The organism is Streptomyces cellostaticus, from assembly GCF_023630175.1.
GTDB classification, from domain to species: Bacteria; Actinomycetota; Actinomycetes; order Streptomycetales; family Streptomycetaceae; genus Streptomyces; species Streptomyces cellostaticus_A.
In genome coordinates, this window is record NZ_JALLIN010000008.1 from 43,335 (window position 1) to 69,720 (window position 26,386).

General features: G+C 72.9%; 22 protein-coding genes and 1 pseudogene. 12 read left to right on the forward strand and 11 right to left on the reverse strand.

Annotation, left to right across the window (positions count from 1 at the left end):
* Positions 1-35 precede the first annotated feature (35 nt).
* Genes MXD57_RS07160 through nirD form a run of 3 tightly spaced genes read left to right on the forward strand, consistent with a single transcriptional unit; the run spans position 36 to position 4,302 of the window.
* Entirely contained in the window at positions 36-1,346 is a 1,311-nt protein-coding gene (locus tag MXD57_RS07160) for an NAD(P)/FAD-dependent oxidoreductase (protein ID WP_250400459.1), read from the forward strand.
* On the forward strand, positions 1,346-3,955 hold the full coding sequence (gene nirB / locus MXD57_RS07165) for a nitrite reductase large subunit NirB (protein ID WP_250400460.1): 2,610 nt from the start codon (positions 1,346-1,348) through the stop codon (positions 3,953-3,955). The genes MXD57_RS07160 and nirB overlap by 1 nt, the downstream gene beginning before the upstream one ends.
* Positions 3,952-4,302 (forward strand): nitrite reductase small subunit NirD, encoded by a 351-nt coding sequence (gene nirD, locus MXD57_RS07170; protein ID WP_250400461.1) that lies wholly within the window; start codon positions 3,952-3,954, stop codon positions 4,300-4,302. The genes nirB and nirD overlap by 4 nt, the downstream gene beginning before the upstream one ends.
* Positions 4,303-4,420: 118 nt before the next feature.
* On the opposite strand, the gene MXD57_RS07175 is transcribed toward nirD, so the two are convergent.
* From MXD57_RS07175 to MXD57_RS07190, 4 genes are all read right to left on the reverse strand, one after another.
* Entirely contained in the window at positions 4,421-4,870 is a 450-nt protein-coding gene (locus tag MXD57_RS07175; RefSeq protein WP_250400462.1) for a hypothetical protein, read from the reverse strand.
* Between the two features lie 89 nt (positions 4,871-4,959).
* Positions 4,960-5,310: a hypothetical protein gene (locus MXD57_RS07180; protein WP_250400463.1), complete on the reverse strand. Its 351-nt coding sequence runs from the start codon at positions 5,308-5,310 to the stop codon at positions 4,960-4,962.
* Between the two features lie 81 nt (positions 5,311-5,391).
* On the reverse strand, positions 5,392-6,315 hold the full coding sequence (locus tag MXD57_RS07185; protein ID WP_250400464.1) for an oxidoreductase: 924 nt from the start codon (positions 6,313-6,315) through the stop codon (positions 5,392-5,394).
* A gap of 73 nt (positions 6,316-6,388) precedes the next feature.
* Positions 6,389-6,823, reverse strand: coding sequence for a winged helix-turn-helix transcriptional regulator (locus tag MXD57_RS07190; RefSeq protein WP_250400465.1), 435 nt, complete (start codon positions 6,821-6,823; stop codon positions 6,389-6,391).
* Between the two features lie 27 nt (positions 6,824-6,850).
* Here MXD57_RS07190 and MXD57_RS07195 point away from each other — a divergent pair, with 27 nt between their 5' ends.
* The 3 genes and pseudogenes from MXD57_RS07195 to MXD57_RS07205 all read left to right on the forward strand — a co-directional run bounded on the left by MXD57_RS07195 (position 6,851) and on the right by MXD57_RS07205 (position 8,798).
* A complete protein-coding gene (locus MXD57_RS07195) occupies positions 6,851-7,744 on the forward strand; it encodes an MBL fold metallo-hydrolase (RefSeq protein ID WP_250400466.1) in 894 nt (297 codons plus the stop codon).
* An 87-nt stretch (positions 7,745-7,831) separates the two neighbouring features.
* Positions 7,832-8,140 (forward strand): annotated as a pseudogene (locus tag MXD57_RS07200) (MmyB family transcriptional regulator); the annotation flags it as partial.
* 88 nt (positions 8,141-8,228) lie between these two features.
* Positions 8,229-8,798 carry a suppressor of fused domain protein gene (locus MXD57_RS07205; RefSeq protein ID WP_250400467.1) on the forward strand — a complete coding sequence of 190 codons (570 nt, stop codon included), beginning with the start codon at positions 8,229-8,231 and terminating at the stop codon, positions 8,796-8,798.
* Between the two features lie 256 nt (positions 8,799-9,054).
* On the opposite strand, the gene ppdK is transcribed toward MXD57_RS07205, so the two are convergent.
* A complete protein-coding gene (gene ppdK, locus MXD57_RS07210; protein WP_250400468.1) occupies positions 9,055-11,775 on the reverse strand; it encodes a pyruvate, phosphate dikinase in 2,721 nt (906 codons plus the stop codon).
* Between the two features lie 395 nt (positions 11,776-12,170).
* A complete protein-coding gene (locus MXD57_RS07215) occupies positions 12,171-13,391 on the reverse strand; it encodes an ROK family protein (RefSeq protein ID WP_250400469.1) in 1,221 nt (406 codons plus the stop codon).
* A gap of 120 nt (positions 13,392-13,511) precedes the next feature.
* Between MXD57_RS07215 and MXD57_RS07220 the strand changes: the two genes are divergently transcribed.
* Complete coding sequence (locus tag MXD57_RS07220; protein WP_250400470.1) at positions 13,512-14,942, forward strand: MGH1-like glycoside hydrolase domain-containing protein; 1,431 nt, start codon at positions 13,512-13,514, stop codon at positions 14,940-14,942.
* Positions 14,939-16,876: an amylo-alpha-1,6-glucosidase gene (locus MXD57_RS07225; protein ID WP_250400471.1), complete on the forward strand. Its 1,938-nt coding sequence runs from the start codon at positions 14,939-14,941 to the stop codon at positions 16,874-16,876. The genes MXD57_RS07220 and MXD57_RS07225 overlap by 4 nt, the downstream gene beginning before the upstream one ends.
* A gap of 203 nt (positions 16,877-17,079) precedes the next feature.
* On the opposite strand, the gene MXD57_RS31750 is transcribed toward MXD57_RS07225, so the two are convergent.
* Positions 17,080-17,427: a hypothetical protein gene (locus tag MXD57_RS31750; RefSeq protein WP_250400472.1), complete on the reverse strand. Its 348-nt coding sequence runs from the start codon at positions 17,425-17,427 to the stop codon at positions 17,080-17,082.
* Positions 17,428-17,451: 24 nt separating this feature from the next.
* Between MXD57_RS31750 and MXD57_RS07235 the strand changes: the two genes are divergently transcribed.
* Positions 17,452-19,068 (forward strand): sulfatase-like hydrolase/transferase, encoded by a 1,617-nt coding sequence (locus MXD57_RS07235; protein ID WP_250400473.1) that lies wholly within the window; start codon positions 17,452-17,454, stop codon positions 19,066-19,068.
* On the opposite strand, the gene dusB is transcribed toward MXD57_RS07235, so the two are convergent.
* Positions 19,069-20,211: a tRNA dihydrouridine synthase DusB gene (dusB, locus tag MXD57_RS07240; RefSeq protein ID WP_250400474.1), complete on the reverse strand. Its 1,143-nt coding sequence runs from the start codon at positions 20,209-20,211 to the stop codon at positions 19,069-19,071.
* A gap of 80 nt (positions 20,212-20,291) precedes the next feature.
* Between dusB and MXD57_RS07245 the strand changes: the two genes are divergently transcribed.
* Complete coding sequence (locus MXD57_RS07245) at positions 20,292-21,743, forward strand: MFS transporter (protein ID WP_250400475.1); 1,452 nt, start codon at positions 20,292-20,294, stop codon at positions 21,741-21,743.
* A gap of 110 nt (positions 21,744-21,853) precedes the next feature.
* Here MXD57_RS07245 and MXD57_RS07250 read toward each other — a convergent pair whose 3' ends face one another.
* Entirely contained in the window at positions 21,854-22,735 is an 882-nt protein-coding gene (locus tag MXD57_RS07250) for a helix-turn-helix transcriptional regulator (RefSeq protein ID WP_250400476.1), read from the reverse strand.
* Positions 22,736-22,836: 101 nt separating this feature from the next.
* On the opposite strand from MXD57_RS07250, the gene MXD57_RS07255 reads away from it, so the two are divergent.
* Both MXD57_RS07255 and MXD57_RS07260 read left to right on the forward strand, forming a co-directional pair.
* Positions 22,837-24,267, forward strand: coding sequence for an MFS transporter (locus MXD57_RS07255; RefSeq protein WP_250400477.1), 1,431 nt, complete (start codon positions 22,837-22,839; stop codon positions 24,265-24,267).
* Positions 24,268-24,369: 102 nt separating this feature from the next.
* Positions 24,370-24,594, forward strand: a complete 225-nt coding sequence (locus MXD57_RS07260) for a hypothetical protein (RefSeq protein WP_250400478.1) — start codon at positions 24,370-24,372, stop codon at positions 24,592-24,594.
* Between the two features lie 147 nt (positions 24,595-24,741).
* On the opposite strand, the gene MXD57_RS07265 is transcribed toward MXD57_RS07260, so the two are convergent.
* Both MXD57_RS07265 and MXD57_RS07270 read right to left on the reverse strand, forming a co-directional pair.
* Positions 24,742-25,344 carry a TetR family transcriptional regulator gene (locus MXD57_RS07265; RefSeq protein ID WP_250400479.1) on the reverse strand — a complete coding sequence of 201 codons (603 nt, stop codon included), beginning with the start codon at positions 25,342-25,344 and terminating at the stop codon, positions 24,742-24,744.
* Between the two features lie 26 nt (positions 25,345-25,370).
* Positions 25,371-26,381, reverse strand: a complete 1,011-nt coding sequence (locus tag MXD57_RS07270; protein WP_250400480.1) for an aldo/keto reductase — start codon at positions 26,379-26,381, stop codon at positions 25,371-25,373.
* Positions 26,382-26,386: the final 5 nt, after the last annotated feature.

Here is a 26,386-nt window from a genome sequence, read left to right on the forward strand (position 1 = left end):
CGGCCGGGTAACGTCGGCGCAGCACGCTGCGTCGCATGACCTCGAATACGCGTGTGGTGGTGATCGGCGCCGGCCTCGCGGGCGTACGGCTCGCCCGGCGGCTCGGTGAGCTGGGCACGCCCGCGCTGCTCGTCGGCGAGGAGGAGCACCGGCCCTACAACCGGGTGCTGCTCGCCGAGGTGCTGGCCGGGCGGTACGCCCCGGAGGTGATCGCCCTCCCCGCACCCGGCCGGCTCCGCCGCGCCCGGGTCACCGCCATCGACCGGGCGGCCCGGCGGCTGCGGTGCGCCGACGGCTCGCTGATCGGATACGACACCCTGGTGCTGGCCACCGGGTCCAACCCGGTGCTGCCGCCGCTGCGCGGGCTGTTCACGGACCGTCACCTCCCGTCGGCACACGGGGCCGGACGTCCGGCCCCTTCCTGCGGCCCAGGTGCCGGGGGACGTCCGGCGAAGGGGCGGGGCAGCACCGCCGGGCAGCGGCTTCCCGAGGGCGTCCACGCGTTCCGCACGATGGACGACTGCCTGGGCCTGTCGGGGGCGGTGCGGCCGGGCGCGCGGGCCGTCGTCGTCGGCGGCGGGCTGCTCGGGGTGTCCGCGGCCCGCGCGCTGGCCGTGCGCGGCGCCCAGGTGGTGCTCGCCCAGCAGGCCGAGCGGCTCATGGAGCGCCAGCTCGACCCGAACGCCTCCCGGCTGGTGCTGCGGCACCTGACGGACCTGGGGGTGGAGGTGCACACCGAGTGCCGGGTGCGGGACGTGCGGTGCGCCGGCGGCGCGGTCCGCGCGGTGGAACTCGCCGACGGTTACGCCCTGGACGCCGATCTCGTGGTCCTCGCCTGCGGAGTCCACCCGCGCACCGGGCTGGCGGAACAGGCCGGCCTCGCCGTCCGCCGGGGCGTCCTCGTCGACGACGAGCTGCGCACCTCCGACCCGCACATCCACGCCCTCGGCGACTGCGCCGAGCACGACGGCACGGTCTACGGCCTCGCCACCCCGGCCCTGGAACAGGCCGAGGCGCTGGCCGCCCTGCTCGCCGGCGACACGGGCGCCCGCTACTGCGGGACCCGTTCGCTGACCCGGCTCACCCTGACCGGACCCGACTCCCCCTTCGACCTGGCCGCGTTCGGCGAGACCGAGGCCGGCCCCGGCGACGACGTGGTCCAGCTCGCCGACGCCACCCGGGGCACCTACCGCAAGGTCGTCGTCCGGGACGACCGCCTGGTCGGCGGGGTCCTGGTCGGCGAACTCGGCACCGTCGGCGCGCTCGCCCGCGCCTGGGAGGGAGCGGAGCCGCTCCCCGGTGACGGTCCCCTGCTTCACCTGCTCACCAACGACGGAGGCTCCTGATGACCGCCACCCCGGGGGCCACCCCCACGATCGTGCTCGTCGGCCACGGCATGGTCGGCCAGCGCTTCCTCGAAGCACTCGCCGAACGCGGCCTGACCGCCACGCACCGCGTGGTCGTGCTGTGCGAGGAGCCGCGCCCGGCGTACGACCGGGTACAGCTCACCTCGTACTTCTCGGGCCGCACGCCCGAGGAGCTGTCCCTGGCCGACCCGGAGTTCATCGAGGCCCACGGCATCGAGCTGCACGTCGGCGACCCGGCGGAGACGGTCGACCGCGAGGCGCGCGCGGTGACGGCCCGCTCGGGCCTGGTCGTCGGCTACGACATCCTCGTCCTGGCGACCGGCTCCTACCCGTTCGTGCCGCCGGTGCCGAACAAGGACGCCGTCGGCTGCTTCGTCTACCGGACCGTCGAGGACCTCCTCGCGATCGAGGACTACGCGAGGACGAGGGCGGCCACCGGCGCGGTGGTCGGCGGAGGCCTGCTGGGCCTGGAGGCGGCGGGCGCGCTCAAGGGGCTCGGACTCAGCGCCCACATCGTGGAGTTCGCGCCGCGGCTGATGCCGGTGCAGGTGGACGCGGGCGGGGGCGCGGCGCTGCTGCGCACGATCGAGGACATGGGCCTGAGCGTGCACACCGGAGTGGGCACGCAGGAGGTCGTCGTCGGCGCGGACGGGGCGGTCACCGGCATGAAGCTGTCGGACGGCTCCGAACTCGCCACCGATCTGGTGGTGTTCTCCGCGGGTGTCCGCCCCCGCGACCAACTGGCCCGGGACTGCGGCCTGGCGGTCGGCGAGCGCGGCGGGATCACCGTCGACGACCGGTGCCGTAGCGTCTCGGACCCGCACGTGTTCGCGATCGGGGAGTGCGCGCAGGCGTCGGACGGCCGGGTGTACGGCCTGGTGGCTCCCGGCTACGAGCAGGCGGAGACGGCGGCGGCGGCCATCGCCGGGAACGAGGCGTCCTTCACCGGCGCCGACCTGTCCACCAAGCTGAAGCTGCTCGGCGTGGACGTGGCCTCCTTCGGTGACGCGCACGGCACCGCCGAGGACTGCCTGGACGTCGTCTACGCCGACTCCCGCGCGGGCCTGTACAAGAAGCTGGTCATCGGCCGGGACGGCACGCTGCTCGGCGGCATCCTGGTCGGCGACGCGGAGGCGTACGGCACCCTGCGCGCGCTGACCGGTTCGGTTCCCCCCGTCTCCCCCGAGTCGCTCGTCCTGCCCGCCGGAGCGGACTCGGGGGCTCAGCTCGGCCCGTCGGCCCTGCCGGACGAGGCGGTCGTCTGCTCCTGCCACAACGTCAGCAAGGGCGCCATCCGCGGTGCGGTCACCGAGCACAACTGCACCACCGTGCCCGAGGTGAAGAAGTGCACCAAGGCCGGCACCGGCTGCGGCAGTTGCGTGAAGGTGCTGGGCCAGCTCGTCACCGCCGAGCTGGAGGCGTCCGGCGTCGAGGTCGACAAGGGGCTGTGCGGCTGCTTCGGCCGGACCCGCGAGGAGCTGTACGAGATCGTCCGCGCCCTGCGCCTCACCTCGTACCGGGAACTGCTGGACCGGTACGGCCGCGAGGACGCCCGGGGCGGCGACGGCTGCGAGGTCTGCAAGCCGGCGGTGGCCTCCGTCATCGCCTCGCTCGCCCCGGTGATCGGCGCGAGCGGCCATGTGCTGGACGGGGAGCAGGCCGCCCTGCAGGACAGCAACGACCACTTCCTCGCCAACCTGCAGAAGAACGGCTCCTACTCGGTCGTGCCGCGCATCCCGGGCGGTGAGATCGCGCCCGAGAAGCTGATCGTGATCGGTGAGGTCGCCCGGGACTTCGGCCTCTACACGAAGATCACCGGCGGTCAGCGGATCGACATGTTCGGCGCCCGGGTGGAGCAGCTCCCGCTGATCTGGGCCCGCCTGGTGGACGCCGGCTTCGAGTCGGGCCACGCGTACGGCAAGTCGCTGCGTACGGTGAAGTCCTGCGTGGGGCGGACCTGGTGCCGCTACGGCGTGCAGGACTCGGTCCGGATGGCGATCGACCTGGAGCTGCGCTATCGGGGCCTGCGGTCCCCGCACAAGCTCAAGTCGGCCGTCTCGGGCTGCGCCCGCGAGTGCGCGGAGGCCCAGTCGAAGGACTTCGGCGTCATCGCCACGTCCAACGGCTGGAACCTGTACGTCGGCGGCAACGGCGGCGCCACCCCGCGCCACGCCGACCTGCTCGCACAGGACCTGTCCGACGCCGAACTGGTGCGGCTGATCGACCGGTTCCTGATGTTCTACATCCGCACCGCCGACCGCCTGGAACGCACCTCCACCTGGCTGGAGCGCATCCCCGGCGGCCTGGACCACGTGCGGGACGTGGTGGTGCACGACTCGCTCGGGATCTGCGACGAACTGGAGGCCCTGATGCGGGCCCATGTCGCGCACTACCGGGACGAGTGGGCCGAGACCATCGACGACCCCGAGAAGCTGGCCCGGTTCGTGTCCTTCGTGAACGCCCCGGACACCCCGGACCCGGTGGTCGCCTTCGTGCCCGAACGCGACCAGATGAAGCCCGACCTGCCGCTGCTGTCCATCGGCCTGCGACCGGCCGACGACGTCCTGGAAGGAAGCGCCCAGCGATGACCCTGGCACCCGAGACGACCGACCTGCTGGTCCAGCTCCGGCTGGAGGACGGCTGGTTCACCGTGTGCGACCTGCACCGGCTGACGCCCGGCCGCGGTGTCGCCGCCCTGCTGCCGGACGGCCGCCAGGTGGCGGTGTTCCGGGACCGCGCGGACCGGTTGTACGGCATCGACAACCGCGACCCGTTCGGCGGCGCGGCCGTCCTCTCCCGCGGCCTGACCGGCACCCACCGGGGCCGCCCGTTCGTGGCCTCCCCGCTGCTGAAGCAGCGCTTCGACCTGGAGACCGGGCAGTGCCTGGACGACGCGTCGGTCCGGGTGACGGCGTACCGGGTGCGCAGCGCCTGACGTTCCGTGGTGGCTCTCCCCAGGCCGGCTCGCCGGCTCTGCTTCGAGGACGAAGCCCGGCCAGGGGGCAGTCGCCGAGGCGGCTCCGATCCGCACCGGGGCCGGTCGCCATCGGCTGTCAGAGATCTCGGGTCAGAACGCAGTGAGGATCGTCGTTGTCCTCGTCGCCCACGCGGGTCCAGAGCATCAGGGTCTTTCCCTGCCGCAGAGCGCCGAGGACGTCTCCCACCTCATCCCCCTCGGGGCCTTTGGCGTCGAACGACCGCCGGACGGCGGTCCCTGCCCTGCCGGAGCCGGCTTTCCAGGTGCCCGATCCCGACCGGGGTTCCGTCCAGTTCCAGTCCGAGGCGCCCATCCAGTCGCCGCACACGTGGTGGGCGCTGAAGGTTCCGTCCGGCCTCAGCGTCAGGGTGCCGCCGTCGGTGTCGGTCCATGTGGTCGTGAGGTCGGCCGGCTTCAGCACGACGGGTTCGCCCTCGGGCGGCGGCCGGTTCCAGATCCTGCCGCAGGCCGTGAGTGCCAGAGCCAGGGCAAGGAGGACCAGCGCGGTCCGGCGGGAACGCAGCACACTCCACCTCCGGCGCCCTCTGCAGGTCGCGTGCGCGACCAGGTGGATCAAGGACGTGCTCCGCAGCCCGGCACAGAATTTGAACACGTTCAAGTCTGCGTTCCGGTGGAGCCGGAGCCCCACGGGTCGTCGCGGCCGTACCGCGACGAAGTGCGCCAACCGCGTGTCCGCTGCCCGATCTTCCGCCGCACGAGGACGATCGCGGTGCGCGCGGCTTCGAGCCTCATGCCCTGCGCGCGGGCGGGAGAGGGGTGGGCGTCCAGCAGGCTCTCGTCCGCGGCGAGCCTGTCGGCGTGGTTCTGCGGCAGCGCGCTCGCCCGGTAGCTCTCCGGTTCCGCGACGACCGCACCGAACGGCGGGTCCGGGGAGCGCCGAGCGGCGATCCTGAGCCTGCTGACCACGTCGACCAACTCGCGCAGCTCGGCCGTGACGCCCTCCACGGCCGTCGTGAGGGAGCGCGCGAACCCGCCAGTACGGGCGCGAGTGCCGCGCCGTGTACGTGGACGAGCCTGGCCGCTGTGTCAGGCCTCGAGGGCGGCGTAGGACACACCCGTCAGCCGCGCCGAGGCGTCCCAGAGCCGTCGCGCCGCCTCGTCGTTCCGGGCCCAGGGCGCGCGGCCGGACGGTGCCGGGGAGCCGCGCCACATCGCGAACGACGGCCCCCAGAACGAGTCCGGCCGTACGCCGGGCGCGGTCGCCGCGTACAGCGTGGGCAGGGCGCCCGCCTCCGCCGGCTGGGCGAAGATCCGGTTGCCCAGCTCCATCATCCGCTCGGCGCCCCGGCGCCCCTCGGCACGCGGCCCGGCCGTCTGGAGGTTGGTGGCGGCGTACCCCGGGTGCGCGGCGGCCGCGACGGCGTCGGAGCCGTGGGCGGCCAGCCGGCGGCACAGCTCGTGTGTGAAGAGCAGGTTGGCGGTCTTGGAGCGGGCGTAGGCGGTCCAGCGCCGGTAGTGCCGCTCGCCGTCGAGGTCGCGCAGGTCGATGTTGGCGAGGACGTGCATGAGGCTGGACACGGTGACGATCCGGGCGCCGGGGGTGGCCAGCAGGGCGGGCAGGAGCAGCCCGGTGAGCGCGAAGTGCCCGAGGTGGTTGGTCCCGAACTGCCGCTCGAACCCGTCGGCGGTCGTGCCGTACGGCAGCGCCATCACACCGGCGTTGTTCACGAGCAGGTCGAGCCGGTCGTACGGCAGCCCGGCCGCGAACTCCCGGACGGACGCCAGGTCGCCGAGGTCCAGTAGACCGAGCTCCACCCGCACGCCCGGCACCTCGCCCCGCAGCCGCTCGACGGCGCCCCTCCCCCGCGTCTCGTCGCGGCAGGCGAGCACCACGCGGGCCCCCTTGCGGGCCAGCTCGCGCGCGGTGACGTAGCCGAGGCCGCTGTTGGCCCCGGTGACCACGGCGGTGCGCCCGCTCTGGTCGGGGATGTCCTGCGCGGTCCAGCCCATGGGGACCCCTCTCAGGGAACGGAGTGGCCGGGCCGACCGCTCGGCCCGGAACCCGGCGGCTCGGGTGTGCCGATCAGCCTAGGGCGTCGCGTCGCGCCGTGCCCCACTCCCACATGCTGCGCACCACCGGTTCCAGCGCCCGGCCCTGGCTGGTCAGAACGTAGCGGACACGGGGAGGCCAGCCCGGAGTGCGGTGACGCTCGACGACGCCCGCCCCGGTCAACTGGGCCAGCCGCTCCGAGAGGACCTTGTCCGAGAGAGCGGGCAGGGCGGCGGAGAGTTCGGAGTACGTGGCCTGGCCACGGCGCAGGAACTCGCGGACGACGAGCGGCGTCCACCGACCACCCAGCGCGGCGAGGGTGATGTCGACAGGGCACCGCGGTTCGTGGCCCGGCGGAACGAGGGCGCTGTCGGGACAGTCCGCCAGCGGGCCGGCCCGATCACCCGCCGGTGCGTGTCCAACGGTTGGTGAGTCACGAAGCCCCCTCCTAACGTCCGTCGAGAACACCCCGCCAGCTCGCCTCCAGGGGGCCTCGTGCGTATCCACCACCTCAACTGCGGTTCGCTCCGGAAGATTCCACCACTCGGCGGACCGGCTCCGTCCGGCGCCGGGAAGCGCGAACGGGCCCTTGTCTGCCATTGCCTGCTCATCGAGACGGACTCGGACGGGCTGATCCTGGTCGACACCGGTCTCGGCACCGCCGACCTGCGGCACCCCGACCGATCGCTGGGCGCGGACTGGGTCGCCCACGCCCAGCCCGCGCTGAACCCCGAGGAGAGCGCGCTGCGCCACGTCGTCCGCCTGGGGTACGCGCCCCAGGACGTGCGGCACATCGTGCTCACCCACCTGCATCGTGACCACACCGGAGGACTGCCGGACTTCCCTCACGCGCAGGTGCACGTCCACCCCGACGAGTACCGGGCCGTCACCGACCCCACGGCAGCGCACCACCGGCACAGCCTCGACCGCTTCATGCCGGCGCACCGGGAGCACGGCCCGCTGCTCACGCCCTCGGTCGCGGCGGACCGCACGGACTGGTTCGGCTTCCCCGGCGTGACGCGGCCGCAGGGGCCGGCATGCGAGCTGCTGCTGGTGCCGCTGCCCGGCCACTCGGCGGGACACTCGGGCGTCGCCGTGCGCGACGGCCGGGGACGGTGGCTGCTGCACGCGGGCGACGCGTACATGTACCACGGCGAGCTCGAACACACGCCGCCCCTCTCCCATCCCGTCCTCGACCCGGTCCAGCAGGGGGCACAGACCGACGTCACGGCCCGCGACGCGACCCGCGACCGGCTGCGCTCCCTCCGCCGCGACCACGCGGACGAGGTCACCGTCTTCAGCGCACACGACCCCTGGGAGCTGGCCTACTTCACCGCGCCCGAAAGCTGGCCGCCGTCCGAACGGCCGCGCGGACCGCGTCGGCCGTGAAGGTCTCGTCCAGGATGCTCATGCGTTCGCTCCGTTCCCCGGCAGCTTCCCGTACGCCTCACGTCGGTGACGGGTTCGAGCCATTCGTTGCCGGACAGCGTCCTGCGTGTCCTGGCCTCCATGACGGACACCCCGGCCTTCATCCGCAACGGCCGCCTCGACATCCTCGCCACCAGCCCCCTCGGCCGCGCCCTCTACGCCCCCCTGTTCCCCGGCCCCACCGCGAAGACCACCGACATCGCCCGCGCCCGGTTCCTCACCCCCGAAGGCCGCGACTTCTTCCCCGACTGGGAAGCCGGTGTGAACACCACCGTCGTCCTCCTGCGCACCGAAGCAGGACGCGCCCCGCACGACACCGAGCTGACCGGGCTGATCGGTGAACTCGTCACCCGCAGCTGGCTCAACTTCCGTGGACCTGTTGCGGAGCGTTACTGGTGACGATCCCGGTGGCGTGCGCAGGTGAGCGATCGTGCAGGCTGGACGCATGGCCAGTCGCGTGGAGAAGTACCTCGCCCATCTTGATCGGCTTTCCGGAGGAAGAGAGCCCCGCTTCTTCCCTGTCGAATCGACCAAGCAGGGACTGCGGGGTGTGACGGAGATCGTGTACGACAACCTGCCGGACGGGCTTCTCACGGCGCTCACCTACGGCTTGTCGCTGGCAGAGCATCCGGATTGGCAGCACGGCTCGCCGGAACTCTGCCTCAGCGTGAACTCGACCAACGTGATCTGGGCTCACGCGGTGGGCTTCCTCGCCGAGCAGCTCCGTGGAACGTGCCCCTTCAGTTACGGCAGCACCATCGACTTCGGTGAGCGCATCGTGCCCGAATCAGAGATGACGGCGTTCTGCGTGTTCGCGCCGCTGGTCCTCGGCAGGGACGACTACCTGGGCATCGACGTCGGCGTTCCGGGACACGAGGGGCACGACGTGATCAACGTTCAAGGGATGTACCCCATCCACGAGGTCGAAAGGCAGTTCATCGACGAGCACGGGCTTGAAACCTTCTGGAAGAGCGACTGGGAGCCCACCGACGTGCTCCGGCGCCCCGCGATCTGATCCGGGGAGGAGTCTGAACGGACCAGCCACACCCGGAAGGCACAACGAGGGCACAACGGCTTCGCCCGGGCTCAACGGCGACCAGGGCCGGCAATCGCCATTTCGCCTGCTCGGCGGCGTAGCTTGAAGTCCCCGCAGATGATGTGTGAAGGGGCGGCACCCCCGCACAGGGTGCCGCCCCTCCTTGGTGCGCCGGAGCCGCCGTCGATCGGTGTTGAGGGTCGGGGACCGACGACGGCTCCGGGGCCTGTTGGGGTCAGCGGTGGTCGCTGCCCGCCGACTGGGTGGCCGCCCGGCCCGCTTCCAGGCGGGCGACCGGGATGCGGAACGGGGAGCAGGAGACGTAGTCCAGGCCGGCCTCGTGGAAGAAGTGGACCGACTCCGGGTCGCCGCCGTGCTCGCCGCAGACGCCGAGCTTGAGGTCGGGCCGGGTGGCGCGGCCGGCCTGGGCGGCCGCCTTCACCAGGGAGCCGACGCCGTCCTTGTCGATCGTCTCGAACGGGCTGACGCCGAAGATGCCCTTCTCCAGGTAGGCCGTGAAGAAGCTCGCCTCCACGTCGTCCCGGGAGAAGCCCCACACCGTCTGCGTCAGGTCGTTGGTGCCGAAGGAGAAGAACTCGGCGGCCTCCGCGATCTGACCGGCGGTCAGCGCGGCGCGCGGCAGCTCGATCATCGTGCCGATGGCCAGCTTCAGCTTCGTGCCGGTCGCCGCCTCCACCTCCGCGATGACCTGGTCGGCCTCGTCGCGGACGATCTCCAGCTCCTGGACCGTGCCGACCAGCGGGATCATGATCTCGGCGCGCGGGTCGCCCTTGGCCGCCCTGCGCTCGGCGGCGGCCTCGGCGATGGCGCGGACCTGCATGGTGAACAGGCCGGGGATGACCAGGCCGAGACGGACGCCGCGCAGACCGAGCATCGGGTTCTGCTCGTGCAGGCGGTGGACCGCCTGGAGCAGGCGCAGCAGGTTCTCGTGCGGCTCCTGGCGGGCCTCGGCGAGGGCCACCCGGACGGAGAGCTCCGTGATGTCGGGCAGGAACTCGTGCAGCGGCGGGTCGAGCAGGCGGACGGTGACGGGCAGGCCGTCCATCGCCTCGAACAGCTCGACGAAGTCCTTCTTCTGCAGCGGCAGGAGCTGCTTCAGGGACTCCTCGCGCTCCTCCTCGGTGTCGGCCAGGATCAGGCGCTCGACCAGTTCCCGGCGGTCGCCGAGGAACATGTGCTCGGTGCGGCACAGGCCGATGCCCTGGGCGCCGAACCGGCGGGCGCGCAGCGCGTCCTCCGCGTTGTCGGCGTTGGCGCGTACCCGCAGCCGGCGCTTGCGGTCGGCGAACGCCATCATCCGGTGCACGGCCTCGACCAGCTCGTCGGCGTCGTCGGCGCCCGGGTGCATCCGGCCCTCGAAGTACTCCACGACCGGGGAGGGGACCACCGGGACCTCGCCCAGGTAGACCTTGCCGGAGGAGCCGTCGATGGAGATGACGTCGCCCTCCTCGACGACGTGGCCGCCCGGCACCGTCATCCGGCGGCGCTTGGTGTCGACCTCCAGCTCCTCGGCGCCGCAGACACAGGTCTTGCCCATGCCGCGGGCGACGACGGCCGCGTGGGAGGTCTTGCCGCCGCGCGAGGTCAGGATGCCCTCGGCGGCGATCATGCCGTCCAGGTCGTCGGGGTTGGTCTCCCGGCGGACCAGGATGACCTTCTCGCCCGAGCGGGACCACTTGACGGCGGTGTAGGAGTCGAAGACCGCCTTGCCGACCGCGGCGCCCGGCGAGGCGGCGATGCCCCGGCCGACCTTCTCGACCTTGGCGGACTCGTCGAAGCGCGGGAACATGAGCTGGGCGAGCTGGGCTCCGCTGACTCGCTGGAGCGCCTCGGTCTCGTCGATCAGGCCCTGGTCCACGAGCTGGGTCGCGATCCGGAAGGCGGCGCCGGCGGTGCGCTTGCCGACGCGGGTCTGGAGCATCCAGAGCTGGCCGCGCTCGATGGTGAACTCGATGTCGCAGAGATCCTTGTAGTGGTTCTCCAGGGTCTCCATGATCTGCATGAGCTGGTCGTACGACTTCTTGTCGATCGACTCCAGCTCCGCGAGCGGGACCGTGTTGCGGATGCCCGCCACGACGTCCTCGCCCTGGGCGTTCTGCAGGTAGTCGCCGTAGACGCCCTGGTGGCCGGAGGCGGGGTCGCGGGTGAAGGCGACGCCGGTGCCGGAGTCGGGGCCGAGGTTGCCGAAGACCATGGAACAGACGTTGACGGCGGTGCCGAGGTCGTGCGGGATGCGCTCCTGGCGGCGGTACAGCTTGGCGCGGTCGCCGTTCCAGGAGTCGAAGACCGCCTTGATGGCGAGGTCCATCTGCTCGCGCGGGTCCTGCGGGAAGTCCCGGCCCGCCTCGGCCTTGACGATCTTCTTGAACTTGGTGACGAGCTTCTTGAGCTCGGCGGCCTCGAGGTCGGTGTCGACGGTGACCTTCTTGGCGGCCTTGGCGGCGTCGAGCGCCTCCTCGAACAGCTCGCCGTCGACGCCGAGGACGGTCTTGCCGAACATCTGGATCAGGCGGCGGTAGGAGTCCCAGGCGAAGCGGTCGTCACCGGCCTGCTTGGCCAGTCCCTGCACCGACTTGTCGGAGAGGCCGATGTTGAGGACGGTGTCCATCATGCCCGGCATGGAGAACTTGGCGCCGGAGCGGACGGAGACCAGCAGGGGGTCGTCGGCCTGGCCGAGCTTCTTGCCCATCTTCTGCTCGAGGGCGTCGAGGTGCGCACTCACCTCGTCACGCAGTGCCACGGGCTCCGAGCCGCTGTCGAGGTAGACCTTGCAGGCCTCGGTGGTGATGGTGAACCCGGGAGGGACCGGCAGGCCCAGGTTCGTCATCTCGGCGAGGTTGGCGCCCTTGCCGCCGAGGAGGTCCTTGAGGTCCTTGTTGCCCTCGGTGAAGTCGTAAACGAACTTCGCTACGTGGGGTTCTTTGTTTTCCGACACGGGTCTCGACTCCTTGAGGCCGCGGTGGCTGCCCTGACGGCGAGGAACATACCCAGATCGAAGGCACCTGGGTACGTCCACTTGTGCGTCATGCGCCTGTAACCGCGCGGCCGCCAGTGGATTGAAAGTCAAGGCTTGGCAAGTGGAGAGGCCTCGATGTTTTCACTTCTTGAACGCATCCATGCCCCCAGGCTCGGTTATCCGCTCATGTGAGCAGCTCCCGGCACGTCTGATTTCGATCGATGAACGATCAAAGGGTGGCACCCAGTGCCACCCTTTGGAGAAGTGCAGCCGCCCAAGATCCGCTCATCTGAGCGCTACCCTTATCAAGGGTGGCGAGAATCACGCTGTCACACAGAGCCGGATTTCACCATGCGGACGCCGCGACGCCCGGTTCACACGCCGAGCGCGGTGAGCCGTTCCTCCACCCGCTGCGGCGCGTACAGGTGCTCCACGACCAGCGCACCCGCACCGACCAGCGCGGCCCGCTCACCCAGGCGCGAGGTCACGACGTCCAGGTGGGCGGTGGAGCGGGGCAGCGCCCGCTGGTAGAGCAGCTCGCGCACGCCGGTGAGGAAGGGGGTGCCGGCCAGATCCCCGGCGATCATCAGCACGCCCGGGTTGAGCAGCGTCACGACCGTCGCCAGTACGTCACCCACTCGGCGGCCCGCCTCCCGGGCCAGCGCGGCCGCCTCGGGGTGCCCGGCGGACAGCAGGTCCCGCACGTCCGAGCCGGAGGCGGCCGGCACCCCGGCCTCCGTCAGCCGCCGGGCCACGGCGCCGCCGCTGGCGACGGCGGCGAGACAGCCGTACGAACCGCACCGGCACAGCGCATCCGCGCCCACCCGGATGTGCCCGAGGTCGCCCGCGCCGCCGTCCACGCCCCGGTAGATCGAGCCGTCGACCACGACCCCGGCGCCGATCCCGGTGGACACCTTGACCAGTACGAAGGCCGCGCAGTCCGGGTGCCCGGTGCGCTGTTCGCCGTACGCCATGAGGTTGGCGTCGTTGTCCACCAGTACCGGGACCGCGGGGGCGCCGGTGTGCTCGGTGAAGGCGCGGGACAGGCGGCCCCGTATGTCGTAGCCGTCCCAGCCGGGCATGATCGGCGGCTGCACCACCCGGCCGCTCTCGCGGTCCACCGGCCCGGGCACCGCGAGCCCGATGCCGCAGACCTCCCCCGCCCCGTGCCCCGCCTCGGCCAGCGCCCCGGCGAACCAGCCGCCGAGTTCGCCGAGCACGGCCTCGGGCCCGTCCTCGATCACCAGGGTGCCGGAGCGCTCCGCGAGCATCTCGCCGGTCAGGGTGAGGACGGCGGCCCGGGCGTGCCGGGTGTCCAGGTCGGCCACGAGGACCACCGCGTGCGAGGCGTCGAACTCCAGGGTGATGGAAGGGCGCCCGCCGAGCGGTGAGCCGACCGGTCCGCCGGCCCCCTCGCGCAGCCAGCCGGCCCGGAACAGCCGGTCGAGGCGCTGACCGACGGTGGCGCGGGACAGGCCGGTGGCCTGCTGGAGCGCGCCGCGTGTCACGGCTCGCCCACTGCGCACCAGTTCGAGCAGATCGCCGGCGCTCGCCTGGCTTCCGCTCCTCCCGGTCCTGCCCGGCCGTCCGGTCATGCGCACCCCCTTGTGTTTTCCAAGCATGCATTACATATTGAGTTTTGCGTGTTAAATAGACGTAACCCTGCGCTACGCACAGCCAAACCTGGCCGGCCGGACGTCTTCGGGGAGCCCCGAGTGGATCGCACTGCCCAGCTCACAGCACACCTCCCGGACCGGGGGTTCGCATACGATCCGCCGGCGACGGCCTCGCCCCTGCACACCGGGGCCGCCCGGGTGCTGGCGGAGAACTGGACGGGCACGTCGACGGTCCCCTCCCGCAGCCTGTACCCGCACCAGTGGTCGTGGGACTCCGCCTTCATCGCGATCGGGCTGCGCCACCTCTCGCCGTTACGGGCGCAGACGGAGCTGGAGACGCTGCTGGCGGCCCAGTGGGGCGACGGGCGCGTCCCGCACATCGTCTTCAACCCCTCCGTACCCCTCGACGCGTACTTCCCGAGCCCCGACTTCTGGCGCTCCTCCACCGCCGGACGCGCCGCCGGCGCCCCGCGCACCGTACAGACGTCCGGCATCGTGCAGCCACCGGTGCACGCGCTGGCCGCCTGGCTGGTGCACCGCGCCGATCCCGGCCTGTCCCGGGCGCGCGGCTTCCTGGCCCGGGTGTACCCGCGGCTGGCCGGCTGGCACCGGTATCTGCTGCACCGGCGTGACCTGGGCGGGAGCGGCCTCGTCTCCGTCGTGCACCCCTGGGAACAGGGCATGGACAACAGTCCCTGCTGGGACGCCCCGCTCTCCCGGATCACCCCGGCCCCGGCCCGCTCCTTCCGCCGCGCCGACCTCGACCACGGCGCGCCGCAGGACCGGCCGACGGACCTCGACTACGGGCGGTACGTGCGGCTGGCGGCGGACTACCGCGCCGGCGGGTACGCCGACGGCGGCGGGGACTTCGCCGTCGAGGACCCGGCGTTCAACGCACTGCTGATCGCCTCCGAGCAGGCGCTGGCGCGGATCGCCGGGGAGCTGGGGGCGGCCGGCACCGCCCGGTACGCACGCGCGGAGCGGCTGACGGCTGCCCTGGTGGAGCGGCTGTGGGACCCGGCGAGCGGCGTGTTCCGCTGCCTGGACCTGCGGGGCGGGGGCCAGGTTCCCGGGCGGAGCGTCTCGGGTCTCGTGCCGCTGCTGCTGCCGGGGCTGCCCCGGTGGACCGCGGACGCGCTCGTCCGCACGCTGTGCGGGCCGCACTTCGGGCTGGGCACGAGCACCGAGCTGGTCCCGAGCTACGACCTCCTCGACGAGGCCTTCGACCCGCACCGGTACTGGCGCGGCCCGGCGTGGTTCAACACGAGCTGGCTGCTGGAGCGGGGCCTGCGCGCGCACGGCCACCCGGAGCGGGCCGACGCGCTGCGGGCGGCAGTGCTGCGCCTGGCCCGGGCGGGCGACTTCGCCGAGTACGTCGATCCGCACACCGGCGAGGCCTGCGGCGCGACCGGCTTCGCCTGGACCGCCGCGCTCGCACTGGACCTGCTGCACCGGGGACCGGAGGGCGACGACGCGGCCGGCACCGGGGACGGCGACGACATGAGGGACAAGGGAGGGGATCGGGGATGACGGATCGGCAGCATCTGCTCGTGTACGGGGCGACGTTCGCCGCCGTGGGCGACCGGGGTGACATCAGCGGGGTGCGGGGCTGCGGCTCACCGGACGGGCTGTTCGTACGTGACGCCCGGCATCTCAGCCGGTGGCAGCTCACCGTGGACGGCGCGGTGCCCGAGGTGCTCGCCCCGGTCACGGACGGCGACGTGGCCCGCTGTGTGCTGGTACCGCGCGGGGGCCGGCAGGAGCCGCCCGCGTGCACCCTGTTCCGGGAACAGGCGGTCGGCGACAGCTCGTTCGTGGAGTCCGTGCTGGTGACCGGCAACCGTCCGGTGCCCACCACGGTCCGCCTCGCCGTCACCGTGGACGCCGACTTCACCGACCAGTTCGAGCTCCGTTCCGACCACCGCACCTACGCCAAGGCCGGTGCCGTGCGCTCCCGCACGGTGCTGGACGACGGCGTCGAGTTCACCTACCGGCGCGCCGAGTGGCACTCCGTCACGACCATCACGGCCGACCCGGCCCCGGAGGCCGTCGAGGAGACCGGCACCGGCGCCCGCCGCCTGGTGTGGACCCTCGAAGTGGCGCCGCACGGCACCACCGAGCTGGTGCTGCGTGTGATGGCCCGCCCGCACGGCGACCGGCGTGCCCTGCGCGTGCCCCGCTCCCCCGCCGCGGTGAACGAGCAGCTCGCCGCGGCGGAGAGCCGATTCGTGGAGGGGGTGGCCTTCCCCACGGGCCGGCCGGAGCTGGCGGCGGCCTGCGCCCGGGGCCTGGCCGACCTGGCCGCGCTGGAGATCCCGGCGACCGGGCCGGACGGCGAGGAGCTGCGGGTGCCGGCGGCGGGAGCCCCCTGGTTCCTCACCCTGCTCGGCCGGGACGCCCTGCTCACCTCCCTGTTCACGCTGCCGTACCACCCGCGGCCCGCCGCCGCCACGCTGCTCGCGCTGGCCGCGGCCCAGGCGACCGGCGCCGGAGTGTCCTCGGCCGCCCAGCCCGGCAAGATCGTGCACGAGGTACGGCACGGGGAGCTGGCGCACTTCGGGCAGGTGCCGTTCGGCCGCTACTACGGCTCGGTCGACGCCACCCCGCTGTTCCTCGTCCTGCTCGGGGCGTACACCGAGGGCACCGGCGACGCCGCCCTGGCCCGGCGCCTGGAACCGCACGCCCGTGCGGCGATCGGCTGGATGCTGGACCACGGCGGGCTGACCTCGCGCGGCTACCTCGTCTACCGGGCCGACGAGGGCGGCCTCGCCAACCAGAACTGGAAGGACTCCCCGGGCGCGATCTGCTGGGCGGACGGCACCCGGCCCACCGGGGCGGTGATGGCGGCGGGCGCCCAGGGCTACGCGTACGACGCGTTGCGCCGCACCGCGTGGGTGGCGCGCACGGTGTGGGGCGACGCGACGTACGCCGCGCTGCTGGAGCAGGCGGCGGGCGATCTGCGGGACCGCTTCCAGCGGGACTTCTGGATGCGTGGGCGCTCCTTCCCGGCGCTGGCACTGGACGGCACCGGCCGCCAGGTCGACGCGCTGGCCTCCGACGCCGGGCATCTGCTGTGGTCGGGGCTGCTGGACAAGGAGTACGGGGAGGCGGTCGGGCGGCGGCTGCTGGAACCGGACTTCTTCTCCGGCTGGGGCGTCCGCACGCTCGCCTCGGGCCAGTCGGCGTACCACCCGCTCTCGTACCACCGCGGCTCGGTCTGGCCGCACGACAACGCGCTGATCGCGCTGGGGCTGGCCCGCTACGGCCTGCACGACGAGGCCCGGACGGTGGCGCAGGCGCTGGTCGACGCGGCGTCGGCCAGCGGGCACCGGCTCCCGGAGGTGCTGGCGGGCTACGGCCGCGACACCCACCCGGAGCCGGTCCCCTACCCGCACGCGTGCGCCCGCGAATCCCGTTCGGCGGCGGCCCCGCTCGCCCTGCTCACGGCGGTCGGCGGGGTCTGAGGGGTGCCTTGACCAGGGGTTTGCCCGGTGTTTGCCCGGTGCCGTGAACAGCGGTGAGCGGCCACCCGTACGACATGGGCGGCGGGCCAGGCGGGCCGGGGTTGCTTCGGCCCTGCCCATCCTCCCAGCGTGGCCCGCCGCCCATGTCACGGGTCTCGCAGGGAAGGACCTCCGGGTTGCCTCAGCACACGAGTACGCGCCAGTCACCGGATACGGCCGGAGGAACCGAGGCCGTCCTCGACGAACAGGAACATCGGGAGGAGGCCGAGCGGACCGATCAGCCGGGGCAGGCCGAGCCGGCCGCCACCGCCGACCGGCCTCCCGCCCCGGAAGCAACCGGCGCGGAAGCGGCCGCCCCGGAAGCAGCCGCCCCGGAAGCAGCCGGCGCGGAAGCAGCCGGCGCGGAAGCAGCCGGCGCGGAAGCAGCCGGCGCGGAAGCAGCCGGCGCGGAAGCAGCCGGCGCGGAAGCAGCCGGCGCGCAAGCGGCCGGACGCGTTCGCCGTGTCCGGGCCGCCTGGTCCGCCCGGGCCGAGCGCTGGCGGCAGGCGCATCCGGGGGCCGCCCGGGCGCTGTCCGTGACCGTCACGGTGCTGGCCGCCGTCCTGGTCGTCGCCGCGCTGGTGCTGCCGAACACCGTGGTCGGGCTCGGGCCCGCCAAGTTCACCCGCATACCGGGCGAGGCGGTCATCGGCGCCGCCGTGCTGCTCGCGCTGCCGCGCCGCCCGCGTGTGGTGCTGGCCGCGCTGTCCGGGGTCGTGCTGGCCGCCATGACGGTGCTGAACCTGCTCGACATGGGGTTCAACCAGTACCTGGGCCGCCCCTTCAACCCCGTGCTGGACTGGAGCCTGCTCGGCGACGCCCAGTCGTACCTGGAGGACTCGCTCGGCCGCACGGCCACCCTCGCCGCCACCGCCGGCGTGATCGTCCTCGTGCTGCTGCTGGCCGTCCTGCTGGCTCTGGCCACCGTCCGGCTGGGCGACCGGCTCGCCCGGCACGGCGCGGCCGCGACCCGCGGCACCATGATCGCGGGCGTCGCCTGGATCACCTGCTCCGCCCTGGGCCTGCAGATATCCGGTGTGCCGGTCGCCTCCGACCGCACCACCACCGCGCTGAAGGTCGAGTCCCAGCGGGTCTCGGACACCCTCAGGGACGAGGCGCAGTTCCAGAAGATCGCCGGGGAGGACCGGTTCGGCGGCACCCCGGGCAGCCAGCTCGTCCCCGACCTGCGCGGCAAGGACATGGTCTTCACGTTCATCGAGAGCTACGGCCGCAGCGCCATCGAGGACCCGATCATCGCCCCGGGCGTCGACACCACCCTGGACGCCCGCACCAAGGCCCTCGCCAAGGCCGGCTTCCACGCCAGGAGCGGCTGGCTGACCTCCGCGACCTACGGCGGCAGTAGCTGGCTCGGGCACTCCACCACCATGTCGGGCCTGTGGGTCAGCAACCAGCAGCGCTACCGCACGGTCATGGCGAGCGACCACCTCAGCCTGACCGAGGCCTTCAAGAAGACCGGCGCCTTCGACACCGTCGGCGTGATGCCGGGCGTGCAGAAGGGCTGGCCCGAGCAGAAGTGGTACGGCCTCGACAAGGTCTACAACGCCTTCCAGCTCGGCTACCGGGGCCCGAAGTTCAGCTGGTCCACGATGCCCGACCAGTACGCGCTCCAGCAGTACGAGGAGCGGGTGCACAGCAAGCGCCCCTCCGACGGGAAGTCGCGGATGTCACTGCTCATCCTGACCTCCAGCCACCAGCCCTGGGCGCCGGTGCCGAAGATGGTCGGCTGGGACGAGCTGGGCGACGGCTCCGGGTTCAAGGAGATGGAGGCGGCGGGCGACCGGCCGGCCGACGTCATCGCCGACACCACCAAGTCGCGTGAGCAGTACGGCAAGTCGATCCAGTACTCGGTGACCGCGCTGACCGAGTGGCTGGAGCGCCACGGCACCGACGACACCGTGCTCGTCTTCCTGGGCGACCACCAGCCGATCGCCCGGGTCAGCGGCAACCACGCCAGCCGTGACGTGCCCGTCTCCATCGTGGCCAAGGATCCGAAGGTGCTGGACCGGATCGCCGACTGGCACTGGACGCAGGGGCTGCGTCCCGCGCACGACGCCCCGGTGTGGCGGATGAGTTCCTTCCGCGACCGCTTCCTGACGGCGTACGGCTCGGTCCCGCACCCCGAAAAGGGCTGATCAGCCGCCGGAGGTGTCCAGCTCCGCGTCCTCGCCGACGCCCGCGCAGTCGTACGGGTCCTTCAGCCAGCCGTCCGGCAGCACCACACGGTTGTTGCCGGACGTGCGGCCGCGGGGTCCGTCGGCGCCGGTGGGCCAGGGCTGGTCCAGGTCCAGCTCGTCGAGACCGGCCCGCAGTTCCCGGAGCGAGGAGGTGATCGCGAGCCGCTTGCGCATCTCGGAGCCGACCGCGAAGCCCTTCAGGTACCAGGCGACGTGCTTGCGGAAGTCGACTACGCCCTTGGACTCGTCGCCGATCCACTCGCCGAGCAGGGTGGCGTGCCGGACCATGACGTCGGCGACCTCGCGGAGGGAGGGCCGCGCGATGTCGTTCGTCCGGCCCTCGAAGGCGGCCACCAGGTCGGCGAACAGCCACGGCCGGCCCAGGCAGCCGCGGCCCACCACCACGCCGTCGCAGCCCGTCTCGCGCACCATGCGCAGCGCGTCCTCGGCCGACCAGATGTCGCCGTTGCCGAGCACCGGGATCTCCGGGACGTGCTCCTTCAGGCGGGCGATGGCCCCCCAGTCGGCGGTGCCGCCGTAGTGCTGGGCGGCCGTGCGGCCGTGCAGCGCGATCGCCGTGACGCCCTCCTCGACGGCGATGCGGCCGGCGTCGAGATAGGTGATGTGGTCGTCGTCGATGCCCTTGCGCATCTTCATCGTGACCGGACGGTCCCCGGCTCCGGAGACCGCCTCGCGCAGGATGGCCCGCAGCAGGTTCCGCTTGTAGGGCAGCGCGGAGCCGCCGCCCTTCCGGGTCACCTTCGGGACCGGGCAGCCGAAGTTCAGGTCGATGTGGTCGGCCAGGTCCTCCTCCGCGATCATGCGGACGGCCTTGCCGACGGTCGCCGGGTCCACTCCGTAGAGCTGGATCGAGCGCGGCTTCTCGGTCGCGTCGAAGTGGATCAGCTGCATGGTCTTCTCGTTGCGCTCCACCAGCGCCCGGGTCGTGATCATCTCGCTCACGAACAGGCCCTTGCCACCGCTGAACTCTCGGCACAGGGTGCGGAAGGGAGCGTTGGTGATACCGGCCATGGGGGCCAGGACCACCGGCGGCCGGACGGTGTGCGGGCCGATCTGCAGGGGGGACTCGGGCGTGGGCATTCCCCCATTGTCACGTATCCACGGAGATCATGTAACAGTCATTAGTTAACCGCACTATCGAAATCCCGTAGCATGGCCCCATGCCCGAGCCCAGTCACCGCCGACGCCTGCTCGTCCTCGCGATCTGCTGCATGAGCCTGCTGATCGTGAGCCTCGACAACACCGCCCTGAACGTGGCGCTGCCCTCGATGCAGCGCGAGCTGCACGCCACCACCTCCGGCCTGCAGTGGACGATCGACGCCTACACGCTCGTCCTGGCCTCGCTGCTGATGCTCGCGGGCTCCACGGCGGACCGGATCGGCCGCAAGAAGGTCTTCATGTCGGGCCTGGTGATCTTCTGCGTCGGCTCGCTGCTCTGCTCCCTCGCGCCGAGCCTGGAACTGCTGATCGCCTTCCGCACGGTCCAGGCGGTCGGCGGCTCCATGCTCAACCCGGTCGCCATGTCGATCATCACCAACACCTTCACCGACGCCCGCGAGCGGGCCCGTGCGATCGGCGTGTGGGGCGCGGTGGTCGGCATATCCATGGCGGCGGGCCCGCTGGTCGGCGGCCTGCTGGTGGAGTCGGTCGGCTGGCGCTCGATCTTCTGGGTCAACCTCCCGGTCGGCCTCGCGGCCCTGCTGCTCACCCTGCGCTTCGTCCCCGAGTCCCGCGCGCCCCGGGCCCGCCGGCCCGACCCGGTCGGCCAGCTCCTGGTGATCGCGCTGTTCGGGTCCCTGACGTACGCGATCATCGAGGCGCCCGACGCGGGCCCCGGCACGGTGGCGCCCTTCGGCGCCGTGGCCCTCGCCGCCCTGCTCGGTCTGCTCGGCTACGAGCCCCGGCGCGCCGAACCCCTGATCGACCTGCGCTTCTTCCGCTCGGCTCCGTTCAGCGGGGCGACGGTGACAGCGATCAGCGCGTTCGCCGCACTGGGCGGTTTCCTGTTCCTGTCCACGCTGTACCTGCAGAACGTGCGCGGCCTCGACGCCCTGCACGCGGGCCTGTGGATGCTGCCGATGGCCGCGCCGACGTTCCTGTGCGCGCCGCTGTCCGGCCGGCTGGTGGGCAGCCGGGGGCCGCGGCTGCCGCTGCTGGTGGCGGGCGCGGCGATGACCGCGAGCGGCGTGCTGTTCGCGGCCTTCGAGGCGGAGACGTCGAACCTCACCCTGTTCACCGGGTACGTGCTGTTCGGCATCGGCTTCGGCTTCGTGAACGCGCCGATCACCAACGCGGCGGTCTCCGGGATGCCCAGGGCCCAGGCCGGGGTCGCCGCCGCCGTCGCCTCCACCAGCCGGCAGCTCGGGCAGACGCTGGGCGTCGCCGTGGTCGGCGCTGTGCTGGCGGCCGGGGTGGGCTCCGCGCCGTACCGGGACACGTTCGTCGCGGCGGCCCGGCCCGGATGGTGGATCCTCGCGGGGTGCGGTCTGGCCGTCCTGGTCCTCGGCTGGGCCAGCAGTGGCCGCTGGGCCCGGCGCACCGCCGAGCGGACCGCCGGCGCACTGGAGTCGGCGGACCTGAGGGACGCCGTGGGAGCCGCGGCGGGCCGCTAGTGCCGGTCAGGGTCTGCCCGCCGAGGAGCGGCGTCCGGTGGGTGCTCCCGGCGTGCCGCCGGGGCCGCGGCGGGGCGAAGCTCGGCCGACGCGGCACTGGCGCTCCGGGACTACCGCGGACCGGCCGCCAGTGCGGACAGCATCTCCAGGCGCTCCCGGGTCTCCTCGTTCTTCGGCGCGTACGTGACCATCCGGGGCCCCGGCTGCGGACCCAGCCACAGGTCCGTGTGCTCCAGGGTCAGATGGCCGACGTACGGGTTGAGGAACTCCTTGGTCTTGGAGCGGTTGCCGACGACCTCGTAGCGCTCCCAGTTCTCGCGGAACTCCGGGGACTCGCACTCCAGGCGTTTGAGCAGCATCTTCCAGGCGGGCTCGCCGAGGTGCCCGGCCATGGAGGCGCGGAGCCGGGCGGCCATCAGGCGCATGGTCTCCTCCAGGTGCACGATGGCAGCCCGCCAGTCGCTGTGGGTGTACACGAGGAGGATGCAGTTGCGGTCCTCCGGCGGGACGGCGTCCAGGTCGCCCATGAGCCGGGCGTAGGTGCGGTTGTAGGCGAGGATGTCGTACCGGCTGTTCTGCACGCAGGCCGGGAACGGCTCCAGCGCGCGCAGTGTCTCGCGCAGGGCGGGGGTGACGCTGGGGCAGCTCGCGGCCGGTGTCGGATCGGCGGCCGCGGCGAGCTGGAAGAGGTGGGCGCGCTCGCTGGCGTCCAGCAGCAGGGTGCGGGCCAGGGCGTCCAGGACCTGGACCGAGACCTGGATGTCCCGGGCCTGTTCGAGCCAGGTGTACCAGGTGATGCCGACCGCGGAGAGCTGGGCGACCTCCTCCCGGCGCAGCCCGGGCGTGCGGCGCCGGGTGCCGCGGGGCAGCCCCACCTGCTCGGGTGCGATCCGCTCGCGCCGGCTGCGCAGGAAGGCGGCCAGCTCGTGCCGACGGATCTCCGCGCCGCGCGGCGGCCGCGGGGTGGCGGTCACCGGTGCAGTCGTCGTCATGCCCTCAGGGTGCCGTACCGCGGATCCTGTTGCCAGGTACTTCTTCTACCAGGATCAGGACACTCTGGTACCAGCCTGGGCGCGGGCGCAGGCTCGGTGCCATGACAGAGACCGTCACCCCTCCCGCCGTCCGCGCCCGGGCGGCCGCGCCGCCCGCGCTGAGCGGGCCGGGGCTGTTCACCGTTCTGCTGGCCGCGGCGCTGCCGCTGGTCGACTTCTTCATCGTCAATGTCGCGCTGCCGACCCTCGGCGCCGATCTCGCCGCGGGCGAGGCCGTGCTGGAGCTGGTCGTGGCCGGGTACGGGGTCGCCTACGCCGTGCTGCTGGTGCTCGGCGGGCGGCTCGGGGACCTGTTCGGGCGGCGCCGGCTGTTCCTGGTCGGGATGGCCGCCTTCGGGCTGACCTCACTGGCCTGCGGGCTCGCCCCGGGCGCCTGGAGCCTGGTCGCGGCGCGGGTCGCGCAGGGTGCCTCGGCCGCCGCGATGCTGCCGCAGGTGCTCGCCACCATCCAGGCCGCCACCAGCGGCACCCGCCGGGCGAAGGCCATGAGCCTGTACGGCGCCACGGCCGGGCTGTCCATGGTGGCGGGCCAGATCCTGGGCGGGCTGCTGGTCGCCGCGGACATCGCCGGGAGCGGCTGGCGGGCGATCTTCCTCGTCAACGTCCCGGTCGTCCTGCTGGGGCTGGTGCTGGCCGTGCGGTACCTGCCGGAGACCCGCTCGCAGCGACCGGAGCCCGTCGACGTACCCGGCACCGTCCTGCTCGCCGTGTCCCTGCTGACCCTGCTCGCCCCGCTCACCGAGGGCCGCGCGGCGGGCTGGCCGCTGTGGACCTGGCTGTCGCTGGCCGCGTTCCCGTTCGCCGCGGCCGCGTTCTACGCGGTGGAGCGGCGGGCCGACCGGCGGGGCCGGACCCCGCTGGTCCCGCCGAGCCTGTTCGCGCTGGCGTCGCTGCGGCGGGGGCTGGCGCTGATGGTGCCGTTCTCGATCGGCTTCAGCGGGTTCATGTTCGTCATCGCGCTGGCGCTGCAGCAGGGTGCCGGGCTCGGTCCGGTGCCGGCGGGGCTCGCGCTCGCGCCGATGGCCGTGGCGTTCCTGTTCGTGTCGCTGGCCGGGCCGCGCCTGATCGCCCGGTACGGCTCCCGGGTGGTCACCGCCGGCTCCGCCCTGCAGGGCGTGGGTGTGCTGCTGATCGCCCTCGCCGCCTGGCGGGACTGGCCGCACCTGGGCTTCGGCTCGCTGCTGCCGGGTGCGGCGGTCGCCGGTGCCGGGCAGGCGCTGCAACTGCCCAACGTGCTGCGGATCGTGATGTCCGAGGTGCCCGCGGTCCGGGCCGGGGTGGGCAGCGGTGTGATGGTCACCACCCAGCAGTCGGCGTTCGCGCTCGGTGTGGCCACCCTCGGCACCCTGTTCCTCACCCTGGTCCCGCACCAGGGCATGCGGGACGCGCTGGTCATCACGCTGCTGGTGCAGCTCGCGGGCATCGTCCTGACCGGCGTGCTGAGCCTGCGGCTGCCCCGCCGGGTCGGCTGAACCGGACACGGCCGGGGGCAACTCGCCTCCGGGGCAGCCCCGTTGATGTTGGACTTGCTGCACACTCCTTGCGGTCGGACGTGCCGGACACGGGGAGGCGTCATGCCGCGGGGCGACAGCACGAGCAAGGTCAGCCGGTGGGACGGGCACGGCCGGGAGCACGTGGTGCGGATGCGGCGCACCGGTGTGCTGCGCACGATCGGATGCGACACCTGCGGCTGGACCCGGAACGCCCGGTTCCTGCCCTGGCTGAAGGCCGAGGAGCATCTGACGGCGGCCCACCAGGCGACGGTGGACCCGGCGCGGACCCGGCATCCCTCACGCTGACGGCCGGCGCCTGTGGCCGTTCACCCGCCCGCTGTCCCCCGGCGCCAGGTGCACCCCGCGCGCTTCGTCCCGGCTCACGGGTGCCTTCCGGGGTTCGTCCCGTGCGGGGGAACGGGACCGGTCGCCGCCCCTGCGCGCCGCGGCCGCTCAGCCCCGGCCGTCGGCCGCCCGCAACCCGCGCAGCAGCAGGGCCACGACGGCTGTGAACTCCTCCTCGATGCCGGGCTGCTGCCACTCCCGGGCGTAGCACGGGTCGTGGAAGCGGCCGGTGGCCTGGAAGACGGCGCGGGCCGTGCTCGCGGGGTCGGTGGGGGCGAAGGCGCCCGAGGCGAGGCCCGCCTCGAGGATGCGGGTGAGCTGGCCGGTCAGGTCGGCGAGGTGGTCGCCGACCACGGTGCCGTTCTCGTCGGTGAGCACCGTGTAGGTGGCGAACAGTTCCGGGTCGCCGCCGGCCTTGTGCCGCTTGGCCTCGAACAGGGCCGCCAGCCAGTCCCGCAGCCGGTCCTCCGGGGCGCCGGTCCCGGCGGCGATCCCGGCCAGCCGCTCGGAGGTGCGGTCCAGCCACCGCTTGGTCACCGCCTCGCGCAGCGCCGCCTTGGTGCGGAAGTGCCGGTAGACGCTGCCGTGGCTGACGCCGAGCGCGCGGGCCACGTCGACCACGGTGGCCTTGGCCGGGCCGTGGCGGCGCAGCACCTCCTCGGTCGCCTCGAGGATGCGCTCGGCGGTCAGGGTCTCGCTGGTCGGTGCCATGCCCTAGACCGTACCGGGGGGCCGGATCAGCGTTCGCTGTCGAGGAGTGCCATCTGCGCGCTCGGGTAGCGGTCGCCGGCCGCCGCGTCCGCCGGGACGGCCTCCTCGATCGCGGCGAGGTCGGTCCCGTCCAGGACGACGTCCAGGGCGCCCAGCGACTCGGTGAGCCGCTCCCGGGTGCGGGCGCCGACGAGCGGCACGATGTCGTCGCCGCGCGAGAGCACCCAGGCGATGGCGATCTGCGCGACCGTGACGCCCTTCTGTTCGGCGATCTTGCGCAGTGCCTCGACCAGGTCCAGGTTGTGCCGGAGGTTCTCGCCCTGGAAGCGGGGCGAGAAGGAACGGAAGTCCCCCGCGTCCAGCCGCCGGTCGCGGGAGTAGTGCCCGGAGATCAGGCCGCGGGAGAGCACGCCGTAGGCGGTGACGCCGATACCGAGCTCCCGGGTGGCCGGCAGGATCTCCCGCTCGATGCCGCGGGAGATCAGCGAGTACTCGATCTGGAGGTCGGCGACGGGCGCGGTGGCGGCGGCCCGGCGGATGGTCCCGGCGCCGACCTCGCTCAGGCCGACGTGCCGGACGTACCCCTTCTCGATCAGCTCGGCGATCGCGCCGACGGTCTCCTCGATGGGGACGTCCGGGTCGAGGCGGGCGATCCGGTAGACGTCGATGTGGTCCACGCCGAGGCGCTGCAGGGAGTACGCGGCGAAGTTCCGTACGGCGGCGGGCCGGCCGTCGATGCCGCTCCAGTTGCCGTCCGGATCGCGCAGGGCGCCGAACTTCACACTGACCAGCGCCCTGTCCCGGAGGGCCGCCGGTGCGGTGCGCAGGGCCTCGCCGAGCAGCATCTCGTTGTGGCCCATGGCGTAGAAGTCACCGGTGTCCAGCAGCGTCACGCCCGCGTCCAGGGCCGCGTGGACGGTCGCGATGGACTCGGCGCGGTCGGCTTCGCCGTACAGCGCGGACATGCCCATGCAGCCGAGGCCGAGGGCGGAGGTCCGGGGGCCGGTGTTTCCGAGGTTTCGGGTTCGCGTCGTCATGCCTC